Genomic DNA, 11,485 nt, shown 5'->3' with positions numbered 1-11,485 from the left:
TGCTTCTGCTGTTGCTTCGGCCCTGGCTTGCAGCAGGTGCAGGGCTGCAAGCCCTGCAAACCCACCCTCCCTCAGTGAACAGCAGGCCGCGACGGCGGCAGCCACGCCGCCACGATGCCGAGCAGCGGCAGGAACGCGGTCAGGTGGTACACGTACTCGATGCTGGTCTTGTCCGCCAGCAGGCCGAGCACGGCTGCACCCAACCCGCCCATGCCGAACGCGAAGCCGAAGAACAGGCCGGACACCATGCCGATGCGGTGCGGCATCATTTCCTGCGCATAGACCACGATCGCCGAGAATGCCGATGACAGCACGAAACCGATCAGCACGGCCAGCACCGTGGTCCAGAACAGATCCGCATGCGGCAGCATCAGCGCGAACGGCGCCACGCCCAGGATCGAGGTCCAGATGATCGGCTTGCGGCCAATGCGATCACCCAGCGGACCACCCAGGAAGCCGCCGGCGGCCGACGCCACCAGGAACGCGAACAGGTGCAGCTGCGCCTGTGCCACCGGAATCCCGAAGTGATGGATCAGGTAGAAGGTGAAGTAGCTGCCGATGCTGGCCATGTAGAAGTACTTGCTGAAGATCAGCACCAGCAGGATCGCCAGCACCTTGGCCACGGTGCGCGGCGGATGGCGCGGGGCCATCGACGCGGTGCTGACCGGGCGCGGGGTGCCCAGGTGCAGCGCGTACCAGCGGCCGACATAGGTCAGCAGCGCGATGCCGATCAGTGCAGCGCCAGCAAACCACGACGCGGCATGCTGGCCATACGGCACGATCACCGCCGCAGCGATCAGCGGGCCGAGCGCGGTACCGAAGTTGCCGCCGACCTGGAACACCGATTGCGCGAAGCCATGGCGACCGCCCGAGGCCAGCCGCGCGATGCGCGAGGCTTCCGGATGGAAGATGGCCGAACCAATGCCGACCATCGCCGCCGCCATCAGCACCATCGCGTAGTTCGGTGCGAAGCCGAGCAGCAGCATGCCGCACAGGGTCGAGGCCATGCCGATCGGCAGCGAGTACGGCGCCGGGCGGCGGTCGGTAGCCATGCCGATCAGCGGCTGGAAGATCGAGGCGGTCAGCTGGTAGGTCAGCGTGATCAGGCCGATCTGGGTAAAGCTCAGGTTGAAGCCGCCCTTGATCACTGGATAGATGGCCAGGATCAGCGACTGCATCATGTCGTTGACGACGTGCGAGGTGGAAATGGCGGCCAGCACGCCGGGAGCCACCGGGCGTGAGGGTGTTGCGGGGGAAGCCAAGGCGGACATGGACGCAGTCAGGTTGGGGGCGAGCCACGCATGCTACGGTTGCCCTCTCTTCCCTTCTGCCGCGTTCGGGTCATGCCCTATCGCAAAAAGGACATTGCCAGCGATGTCGATCCGGCCGCACCGTGGCGGGAGGTGCCGCTGCATCGCCCTGTCACCTACCGGGTTACCCAATACCCGGCCGGCACCCATATCGCCGGGCACAAGCACCAGCGCCACCAGCTGGTCTACGCCATCTCCGGACTGATGGTGGTGCGATCGGAAGTGGGGCGCTGGGTGGTGCCCTCGACGCGCGCGATCTGGATGCCGGCGGGCATGGTGCACGCGGTGGACTGCATCGCCGCCGTGCACATGCGCAGCCTGTACATCGATCCGTCATTCGCCCCGCACCTGCCATCCGAACCATTTGCGGTACAGGTGGCACCGCTGCTGCGCGAACTGCTGCAGGCCGCCACGCTGATCAAGGGGGAGCACATCGAAGACAGCCGCGATGGCCGCGTGGTGCGCCTGCTGTTGGACGAACTGCACCGCATGGACGTGCTGCCGCTGCACCTGCCCGCCCCGACCGACCCGCGCCTGCGGCGGATCTGCCAGCACCTGCAGAAGCATCCGGGTGACGACGCCACGTTGCAGGACTGGGCGCAGGCGCTGGAGGTGGACGTGAAAACCATCCAGCGCCACTTCGCCCACGAGCTGGGCATGACCTTCGGGCAATGGCGGCAGCAGGCACGGCTGCTGGCCGCGATGGAACGACTGGCGACCGGCGACAAGGTCATCGATGTCGCGCTGGCGACGGGCTACGACAGCCCCAGCGCGTTCACCAGCATGTTCAAGCGGCAGTTGGGGCAGACGCCCGCGGCATTTTTCCGGTAACCGCATTCACGCATGGCGTGGATCTGCCACAGCGGCGTATGCCCGGCGGAAACCACCGCCGCCCGCAAACGAAAACGCCGGGCATGGCCCGGCGCTACCGTTCACCGTCTGCGTTGAGAACTCAGGACGTCATCCGGTCCCAGAAGCCCTTCACGCCATCCATGAAGGTGGCCGACTTCGGCGAATGCTTACGCGCTTCCTCGCCGACGAAGGTGGCTTCGAACTGCTCCAGCAGCTTGCGCTGTTCGTTGGTGAGGTTCACCGGAGTCTCCACCACCACGCGGCAGTACAGGTCGCCTTCGCTGCGGCTGCGAACCGAACGCACGCCCTTGCCGCGCAGGCGGAACAGCTTGCCGGTCTGGGTCTCGGCCGGAATGCGGATCTCCGCTTCGCCGCCCAGGGTGGCCACGCGCACGGTGTCACCCAATGCGGCCTGCGAGATGCGGATCGGCACTTCGCAGTGCAGGTCGTCGCCATCGCGCTGGAAGATGGCGTGCTCGCGCACGCGCACTTCCACGTACAGGTCACCCGGCGGCGTACCGGCCGGGCCGGCCTCGCCCTCGCCCTGCAGGCGGATGCGGTCACCGGTGTCGACGCCGGCCGGCACCTTCACCGACAGCACCTTGTCTTCCTCGACACGGCCGTTGCCGTGGCAGGTCTTGCAGGGCTTGGCGATGATCTGGCCACGGCCGCCGCAGTTGTGGCAGGCCTGCTGCATGGCGAAGATGCCGCGCTGGATGCGCACCTGGCCACGGCCATGGCACACATTGCAGGTTTCGACCTTGCCGTCTTCGGAGCCACTGCCATCGCAGTCGCCGCACTCGGCCAGAGTCGGAATCTCGATGCGGCGCTCGACGCCGCGCACGGCTTCTTCCAGGTCCAGCTCCATCACGTAGCCGATATCGGCGCCGCGACGGGCCTGGCGCGGACCACCGCCCCCGCCGCCAAAGATGTTGCCGAAGATATCGCCGAAGATATCGTTCATGTCCGGGCCGCCCGGACCACCGCCGCCCATGCCGTGCTCGAACGCAGCGTGGCCGTGGCTGTCATACATGCGGCGCTTGTTGCCGTCGGACAGCACTTCGTAGGCTTCCTTGCACTCCTTGAAGGAGGCTTCGGCCGCCGCATCACCCGGGTTGCGGTCCGGGTGGAACTTCATCGCACAGCGACGGTAGGCCTTCTTCAGCTCGTCGTCGGTGGCGGTGCGGGCAACGCCCAGCACTTCGTAGTAATCGCGCTTGCTCATATCGTGAATCGGGTTCCGAAACGTCGGGATTCGTCAAAGCGGAAGAGCGGAACCAGGTCCGCTCTTGCGTCGGGCGCCCCGACACGCCGGTGGGCGGTCAGGACCCTGATGCGACAACGGGACGCTGGTGGCCAGCGTCCCGCGTCGGTCCGGATCAGGACTTCTTGTCGTCCTTGACTTCGGTGAACTCAGCGTCGACCACGTCATCCTGCGCCTTGCCGGCATTGCCGGCGTCGGCGCCCGGGGCACCGCCCTGGTCGGCCGAAGCAGCGGCGAACAGCGACTGGCCAGCCTCTTCCAGCGCCTTCGACTTGGCTTCGATCTGTGCCTTGTCGTCACCCTTCATCGCGGTTTCCAGGTCGGCCAGCGCGGCCTCGACCTTGCCGATGACATCGCCGCCGACCTTGCTGCCGTGCTCGGTGATGGCGCTGCGGGTGCCGTGGATCAGGGCGTCGGCCTGGTTGCGGGCCTGCACCAGCTCCTGGAACTTCTTGTCTTCTTCGCGGTTGGCTTCCGCGTCGGCGACCATGCGTGCGATCTCCTCCTCGGACAGGCCCGAACCGGCCTTGATCTCGACCTTCTGTTCCTTGTTGGTCTTCTTGTCCTTGGCCGACACGTGCAGGATGCCGTTGGCGTCGATGTCGAAGGACACTTCCACCTGCGGCAGGCCACGCGGGGCCGGCTCGATGCCGGACAGGTCGAACTTGGCCAGCGACTTGTTGAAGCGGGCCTGTTCGCGCTCACCCTGCAGCACGTGCACGGTCACGGCCGACTGGTTGTCCTCGGCGGTGGAGAACACCTGCGAGGCCTTGGTCGGGATGGTGGTGTTCTTCTCGATGATCTTGGTGAACACGCCGCCCATGGTCTCGATGCCCAGCGACAGCGGGGTCACGTCCAGCAGCAGCACGTCCTTGACGTCGCCGCCCAGCACGCCGCCCTGGATGGCCGCGCCCAGTGCCACGGCTTCGTCCGGGTTGACGTCCTTGCGCGGTTCCTTGCCGAAGAACTCGGTCACCGCCTGCTGCACCTTCGGCATGCGGGTCTGGCCACCGACCAGGATCACTTCGCTGATGTCGCTCGAACGCAGGCCGGCATCGTTCAGGGCGACGCGGCACGGCTCGATCGACTTCTTGATCAGGTCGTCCACCAGCGCTTCCAGCTTGGCGCGGGTCAGCTTGATGTTCAGGTGCTTCGGACCCGACGCGTCAGCGGTGACGTACGGCAGGTTCACTTCGGTCTGCTGGGCGCTGGACAGCTCGATCTTGGCGCGCTCGGCAGCATCCTTCAAGCGCTGCAGGGCCAGCGGATCCTTGCGCAGGTCGATGCCCTGGTCCTTGTTGAATTCTTCAACCAGGTACTCGATGACGCGGTTGTCGAAGTCTTCGCCGCCCAGGAAGGTGTCGCCGTTGGTGGCCAGCACTTCGAACTGCTTCTCGCCGTCGACGTTGGCGATCTCGATCACCGACACGTCGAAGGTGCCGCCGCCCAGGTCGTACACCACGATCTTGCGATCCTTGTTGTCGCCCTTGCCCAGGCCATAGGCCAGTGCGGCCGCGGTCGGCTCGTTGATGATGCGCTTGACGTCCAGGCCGGCGATGCGGCCGGCGTCCTTGGTCGCCTGGCGCTGGCTGTCGTTGAAGTAGGCCGGCACGGTGATGACCGCTTCGGTGACCTTCTCACCGAGGAAGTCCTCGGCGGTCTTCTTCATCTTTTCCAGCACCTTGGCCGAGATTTCCTGCGGGGCCATCTTCTTGCCGTCGCTGGTGGCCACCCAGGCATCGCCATTGTCATGGGCCAGGATGCTGTACGGGACGTGGGCGATGTCCTTCTGCACTTCGGCGTCGGTGAACTTGCGGCCGATCAGGCGCTTCACCGCGTAGAAGGTGTTCTTCGGGTTGGTCACGGCCTGGCGCTTGGCCGAGGCGCCGACCAGGACTTCGCCGTCCTTGGTGTAGGCGACGATCGACGGGGTGGTGCGATCGCCTTCCGAATTCTCGATGACGCGGGCCTTGCCGCCGTCCATGATCGCCACGCACGAGTTGGTGGTGCCGAGGTCGATACCAATGATCTTGCCCATGGGGGAGACTCCTGAGGATGCTTGTTGGTGTCAGTCCGGCCGTTCGGCCGGTGGATGAATACGATGTGGGGGAGGCTCGTGGAACATTCAAGCCATCTCCCGAACGCTGTGTTTCCGGTCGTCCGGCGCGTTCAGCGTCGGGCCGGGTCGCGGGTCATTCCCGCCTCCCGGCCCCGCAGGGTCAGTCGGCGGCCACCACCACCAGCGCCGGCCGCAGCAGGCGCTCGTTGAGCAGGTAGCCCTTCTGGAACACGGTGACCACGCTGCCCGGGGCTGCGCCCGGGGTCGGCACCTGGCTGATGGCCTGGTGGTGTTCCGGGTTGAACGGCTGGCCGATCGGGTCCAGCAGCACCAGGCCGTTGTCGGCGGCCACCTTCAGCAGCTGCTTGTAGGTCAGCTCCAGGCCTTCGCGCAGCGGGTGCGGGTCGTCGCCGGCGGCTTTCAGGCCGGCATCCAGGCTGTCGAACACCGGCAGCAGCTCGCCCAGCAGCTTCTCGTTGGCGAACTTGCGGGCCTGCTCGATGTCACGGGCCACGCGCTTGCGCTGGTTCTCCAGGTCGGCGCGCTCACGCAGCGCATCGGCCTTGATCTGCTCGACTTCGGCGCGCAGGCGCTCCACTTCGTCGTTGACGCCGGCGGCGGCAGCCGCGTCGGCGGCACTCTGCTGGGATTCGATATCTGGATGTTCTTGGTTCATGTCTGGGTCCCTGGCGGTCACTCTCCGCCTCCACCCACCCTAGTGTGGGCGGGATGCTGCGTTTCAAGCGTCGGATGTTCCCGGCGTGCGTCCAGCCGGCGAAAAGGCCGCGCCGAGCACATCGGCGGTGGCCTGGACCAGCGGGATCATGCGGTCGTAGGCCATGCGCTTGGGGCCGATCACGCCCAGCACGCCCAGCACCTGGCCGTTGGCGGTGTACGGGGCAGTGACCAGCGAGACGCCCTGCAGCGGCATCATCCCGGTCTCCTCGCCGATGAAGATGCGCACGCCCGGCGCCTGGATGGTCCGCTCCAGCAGCTGCAGGATCTCGCGCTTGCTGGAGAACAACTCGAACAGCTCGCGCAGGCGCTCCAGGTCGGACAGGTCCTGTACCCCCATCAGGCGGGTCTGGCCGGCCACCAGCATGTCGTCGGCCGCTGGCTGCAGGGCCTGCTCGGCCAGCTCGATGCTGTGCGCCAGCAGCTGCTCCAGCTCGGAGCGGGCGTCGCGCAGCTCCAGCAGCAGGCGGGTACGGATCTCGGCCATCGGCAGGCCGGCGAAATGGGCATTGAGGTAGTTGGCGACCTGCTCCAGCTGGCCCGGCGCGAACTCCTGGCGGGTCTCGATGACCCGGTTCTGCACCTCGTTGTCGGCGAACACCAGGATCGCCAGCACCCGGCGACCGTCCAGCGCCACGAAATCGATCTGGCGGAAGGCGAACTGCTCGCGTCGCGGCGCGCTGACCACGCCGACGAAGTGGCTCATCGCCGAGAGCAGCTCCGAGGCGCTGCCGAGCAGGGCCTGGGTGCTGCCGCCGCCAGCCAGCTCCTGGCGCAACCGGGCCAGCTCGCCCTCGCCCGGCGGCTGCATCTGCAGCAGGCTGTCGACGAACACCCGGTAGCCATGCGCGGTCGGGACGCGCCCGGCCGAGGTATGCGGCGAGGCCAGCAGCCCCAGGTCCTCAAGGTCGCCGAGGATGTTGCGGATGGTGGCCGGGCTGACCTCCAGGCCGGCCACGCGCGCCAGCGTCTGCGAGCCGACCGGCTCACCGTCCTGGATGTAACGCGCGATCAGCGTGCGCAGCAGATGGCGCGCACGCGGGGCAAGCTGGTCGGGAGAACCGTGCATGGAATCAACCTGTGAGACACGGACACTAGATAATGGCGACGCATCACCTTGGCAAGTCATTGGACCTCCCTCGCCCGCGTGCTAGCGTTGCGCGGCTGCTGATACCCCCTTACCCATGCTCAGACATCTTTCGATCAAGGATTTCGCCGTCGTCCGCGCCACCGAACTGGAGTTCGGGCCAGGCATGACCGTAGTTTCAGGCGAGACCGGCGCCGGCAAGTCGCTGATGGTCGACGCGCTGGGCTTCCTGTCCGGCCTGCGCGCCGACAGCGGCGTGGTCCGCCATGGCGCCGCCCGCGCCGAGCTTTCGGCCGAGTTCGCACTGGAGCAGCTGCAGGCCGCGCGCCAGTGGCTGGCCGACAACGAGCTGGACGATGAGGAACAGTGCCAGCTGCGCCGGGTGATCCGCGCCGATGGCGGTTCGCGGGCCTGGATCAATGGCCGCCCGGTGACCCTGGCGCAGCTGGGCGACCTGGCCTCCCTGCTGGTGGAGATCCACGGGCAGCACGAACAGCAGGCCCTGCTGACGCGCCCGTCGCAGCTGGCCCTGCTCGACGCCTATGCACGCAACGAAAACGAACGCCGCCAGGTGCGCCGCGCCGCCGCGGCCTGGCAGGCACTGGTCGATGAATCGCTGGCGCTGTCGCAACAGGGCGACGTCAGTGACCGGATCGGCTTCCTGGAACACCAGCTGCGCGAGCTCGACCGTGAAGACCTGGAACCGGAGTCGATCGCCGCGCTCGGCGCCAGCCACCGCCGCCAGGCCCACGCCAGCGCCCTGCTGAGCGCCTGCCAGGCGGCCAGCAACCAGCTCAACGGCGACGACGGCAGTTCCGCACTGGACCTGCTGCAGCAGGTACGCCACGAACTGTCACGCCTGATCGAACACGACCCGCGCCTGGGCGAGGTGGACGGCCTGATCGAGAATGCCTCGATCCAGCTGCACGAAGCCCTGTCGCTGCTGGACCGGGTGCACGACGACCTCGACGCCGACCCGGAGCAGTTCGAAGAGAACGAGCGCCGCCTCGGCCGCCTGCACGACCTGGCACGCAAGCACCGCGTGCCGATGGATGAGCTGGGCGCGCAGCGCGAGCGCATGCATGCCGAAGTGGAACAGCTGCGCGGTGCCGACGAGCGCCTGCAGCGCCTGGCCGGCGAGATCGACAAGGCCGCTGCGGCCTGGCGCGTGCAGGCCGAGGTGCTGACCGCCAGCCGCCGCAATGCCGCCGCCGAGCTGTCGGCTACCACCACCGGCATCATCTCCGAGCTCGGCATGGGCGGTGGCCAGTTCCTGATCGAACTGGAACCGCAGGATGCCGGCAAGCCCGATCCGCAGGGTGCCGAGCGCGTGGAATTCCTGGTCGCGGCCAATGCCGGCCAACCGCCGCGCGCCCTGCGCAAGGTCGCCTCGGGCGGTGAACTGTCACGTATCTCGCTGGCCATCGAAGTCGCCGCGCTGGACCTGGATGCGGTGCCGACGATGGTGTTCGACGAGGTCGACTCCGGCATCGGCGGCGCCGTGGCCGACATCGTCGGCCAGAAGCTGCGCGCCCTCGGCGAGAAGCGCCAGGTGCTATGCGTGACCCACCTGCCGCAGGTCGCCTCCAAGGGCCACGCGCATTACCGGGTCAGCAAGGCGCCAGTGGAAGGCATGACCCAGAGCGCAGTGGAAAAGCTGGACAGCAAGGCGCGCGAGGAAGAGCTGGCACGCATGCTCGGCGGCGTGGAAGTGAGCAAGGAAGCGCGCGCCGCTGCGCGCAAGCTGCTGCAGGTGTAGCGCCGGCGGAGCCGAGCATGGGCTCGGCTCTACATGTCGGTTTCGTTCGGGATGTTCCTGTAGAGCCGAGCCCATGCTCGGCTTCTGTCCGCCGGCGCTCTCACCCCAACGGCCGCGCCAGATCCACGTTCTCCACCAGGTAATCCAGGAACGCGCGCACCCGCAGCGGCAGGTAGCCGCCCTGCCCCAGGAACACCGCGTGCACCTCTTCCAGGTCACCGGGATTGGCTTCCTCCAGCACCGGCAGCAGGCGCCCGGCAGCGATGTCGGCCTGCACCTGGAACGCTGCCAGCCGTGCCATGCCCAGCCCCCCCAGCACCAGCTGGCGCAGTGCATCGCCGTTGCTGGCACGGGCGTTGCCGCTGGGCAGCAGCATCCGTTCGCGACCGTCCTGCAGCAGCGGCCAACCCTGCATCGCCCGCGCATGGCCAATGTCCAGACGGTTGTGCGACTGCAAGTCCTCCACGGTGGCCGGCAGGCCATGCCGTTGCGCATAGGCCGGCGCGGCCACGATCATCATCCGCGTCGCGCCCAGCCGCCGCGCCACCAGGCTGGAGCTCTTCAGCGGACCGGCCCGCACCGCCACATCGGTGCGCTGCTCCAGCAGATCGATCACCTCGTCGTTGAGGGTCAGGTCCACGCCTACCTGCGGGTTGCGCTGCAGGAACACCGGCAGCAGCGGCAACAGGAAATGCTGGCCGAACGGCACATTGGAATTGACCCGCAGGCGTCCACGCGGCTCGGCGTGGGCACTGGCACAGCGCTCGGCCTCGTCCAGGTCGGCCAGCACGCGCAGGCCGCGCTCGTAGAACGCGCAGCCCTCGGGAGTCAGCTGCAGCTGGCGGGTGGAACGCTGCAGCAGGCGTGTCCCCAGACGCTGTTCCAGCCTCGCCACCAGCTTGCTGACCGCCGACGGAGTCATCTCCAACGTTCGGGCGGCCGCGGAAAAGCCCCCGGTCTCGATCACCCGCACGAACACTTCCAGTTCGCCGGATCGGTTGATGTCGGAGCGCGCCATGGCAATGAATTCAGTTCACAGATGATTGTCCATGCGCAGTCTAGTTCACAGATGAGTGCGGAATCACCATGGCCTTCCCTCCACCCGGGATTGCCCGATGAACCGCTTCAACCAGCTCGTCGCCACCGCATTGATCGGTCTGTCCGGCGCCGCCAGCGCCGCCTCTGCCCCGCACTGGGTGGCCAGCTGGCAGGCCAGCCCGCAACCGGTCTGGGGAGCGGACTTCCTGTTCCCGTCACTGATACCGGCGTCGCTGCACGACCAGACCTTCCGCCAGACCGCGCGCATCAGCCTGGGCGGCCCCCGCCTGCGGGTGCGGCTGAGCAATGCCTATGGCACCCAGCCGCTGCGGATCGGCGGTGCCAGCGTCGCGCCGCAGGCCGGTGCGACGCCGCATCAGCTCCGCTTCGATGGCCGGCCCGAGGTGCTGATCGGCCCCGGCCAGGAACGGCTGAGCGATCCGCTGCCGCTGGCGGTGCAGGACCGTCAAGCGCTGCAGGTCAGCGTCTTTGTGCCGGAGTCGACGCCGTTGCAGACCTTCCACTGGGACGGCCGCCAGACCAGCTGGATCGCCCCCGGCGACCAGAGCCTGGCGCGCGAGCTGGACAGGGCCAGCGCCACCACGGCCCGCCTGTTCCTGACCGGCATTGAAGTCGAGGCCCCGACCAGCGCACGCAGCGTGGTGGTGATCGGCGATTCGATCACCGACGGCGCCACCGCCAGCCTCGACCGGGACCAGCGCTGGACCGACCACCTGGCCGCCCGCCTGGCCCCGCAGGGGGTGGCGGTGGTCAGTGCCGGCATCTCCGGTGGCCGCCTCCTGCGCGACGGCATGGGCGAAGCCGCGCTGGCCCGCTTTCAACGCGATGCGCTGGATCAGCCTGGCGTGTCCAGCGTGATCGTGCTGATCGGCATCAATGACATCAGCTGGCCCGGCACCGCCTTCGCGCGCAAGCAGGCGCGGCCCACGCTTGCCGAACTGCAGGCGGGCTACCGCGCCCTGGCCGGACAGGCCCATCGCCGTGGCGTTCGGATCGTGGGCGCGACCCTGCCGCCGTTCGCTGGCGCCCTGCCCGGTACGCCGCTGGACGACTACTACCAGCCGGACAAGGACGCCCTGCGCAGCCAGCTCAATGCGTGGCTGCGCACCGACGGCCCGTTTGACGCAGTGATCGACCTGGACGCGGCGCTGCGCGACCCGGCCGATCCGTCGCGGATGGCCGCCGCCTATGACTCCGGCGACCACCTGCACCCGGGTGACGCGGGGAACCGGGCGATGGCAGAGGCGGTGGATCTGGACGCGCTGCTTGGAGGTCAGGGGTCAGAGCCCTTTTCCCATGGAAAAGGGCTCTGACCCCAGCATCAGGCCCACCAACGAAAAACCCCGGGCAGGCCCGGGGT

General features: G+C 67.8%; 9 protein-coding genes. 3 read left to right on the top strand and 6 right to left on the bottom strand.

Annotated features, from left to right (window positions below; genetic code table 11):
- Nucleotides 1-71: 71 nt before the first annotated feature.
- Nucleotides 72-1,271: an MFS transporter gene (locus QRO91_RS02615; protein WP_049429551.1), complete on the bottom strand. Its 1,200-nt coding sequence runs from the start codon at nt 1,269-1,271 to the stop codon at nt 72-74.
- A 72-nt stretch (nt 1,272-1,343) separates the two neighbouring features.
- On the opposite strand from QRO91_RS02615, the gene QRO91_RS02610 reads away from it, so the two are divergent.
- Entirely contained in the window at nt 1,344-2,141 is a 798-nt protein-coding gene (locus tag QRO91_RS02610) for a helix-turn-helix domain-containing protein (RefSeq protein ID WP_049429552.1), read from the top strand.
- A 121-nt stretch (nt 2,142-2,262) separates the two neighbouring features.
- Here QRO91_RS02610 and dnaJ read toward each other — a convergent pair whose 3' ends face one another.
- The 4 genes from dnaJ to hrcA form a co-directional block, all read right to left on the bottom strand.
- The gene (dnaJ, locus tag QRO91_RS02605) at nt 2,263-3,387 is read right to left on the bottom strand and encodes a molecular chaperone DnaJ (protein ID WP_014036853.1); all 1,125 of its coding nucleotides are present in this window, start codon (nt 3,385-3,387) and stop codon (nt 2,263-2,265) included.
- 154 nt (nt 3,388-3,541) lie between these two features.
- Nucleotides 3,542-5,464 (bottom strand): molecular chaperone DnaK, encoded by a 1,923-nt coding sequence (dnaK, locus tag QRO91_RS02600; protein WP_285310236.1) that lies wholly within the window; start codon nt 5,462-5,464, stop codon nt 3,542-3,544.
- Nucleotides 5,465-5,645: 181 nt separating this feature from the next.
- A complete protein-coding gene (gene grpE, locus QRO91_RS02595) occupies nt 5,646-6,161 on the bottom strand; it encodes a nucleotide exchange factor GrpE (RefSeq protein WP_197651231.1) in 516 nt (171 codons plus the stop codon).
- A 63-nt stretch (nt 6,162-6,224) separates the two neighbouring features.
- Nucleotides 6,225-7,289 (bottom strand): heat-inducible transcriptional repressor HrcA, encoded by a 1,065-nt coding sequence (hrcA, locus tag QRO91_RS02590; RefSeq protein WP_010484463.1) that lies wholly within the window; start codon nt 7,287-7,289, stop codon nt 6,225-6,227.
- A gap of 115 nt (nt 7,290-7,404) precedes the next feature.
- On the opposite strand from hrcA, the gene recN reads away from it, so the two are divergent.
- Entirely contained in the window at nt 7,405-9,066 is a 1,662-nt protein-coding gene (gene recN, locus QRO91_RS02585; protein WP_049429555.1) for a DNA repair protein RecN, read from the top strand.
- 100 nt (nt 9,067-9,166) lie between these two features.
- On the opposite strand, the gene QRO91_RS02580 is transcribed toward recN, so the two are convergent.
- Nucleotides 9,167-10,084: a LysR family transcriptional regulator gene (locus QRO91_RS02580; protein WP_049429556.1), complete on the bottom strand. Its 918-nt coding sequence runs from the start codon at nt 10,082-10,084 to the stop codon at nt 9,167-9,169.
- Nucleotides 10,085-10,181: 97 nt separating this feature from the next.
- Here QRO91_RS02580 and QRO91_RS02575 point away from each other — a divergent pair, with 97 nt between their 5' ends.
- Nucleotides 10,182-11,438 (top strand): SGNH/GDSL hydrolase family protein, encoded by a 1,257-nt coding sequence (locus QRO91_RS02575; RefSeq protein WP_285310235.1) that lies wholly within the window; start codon nt 10,182-10,184, stop codon nt 11,436-11,438.
- Nucleotides 11,439-11,485 lie beyond the last annotated feature (47 nt).

The organism is Stenotrophomonas maltophilia group sp. Smal32, assembly GCF_030237085.1.
In the GTDB taxonomy this organism is placed as follows: domain Bacteria; phylum Pseudomonadota; class Gammaproteobacteria; order Xanthomonadales; family Xanthomonadaceae; genus Stenotrophomonas; species Stenotrophomonas maltophilia_Q.
Note: the sequence above shows the minus strand (reverse complement) of the source record. Positions and strands in the feature narration are given on the sequence as shown.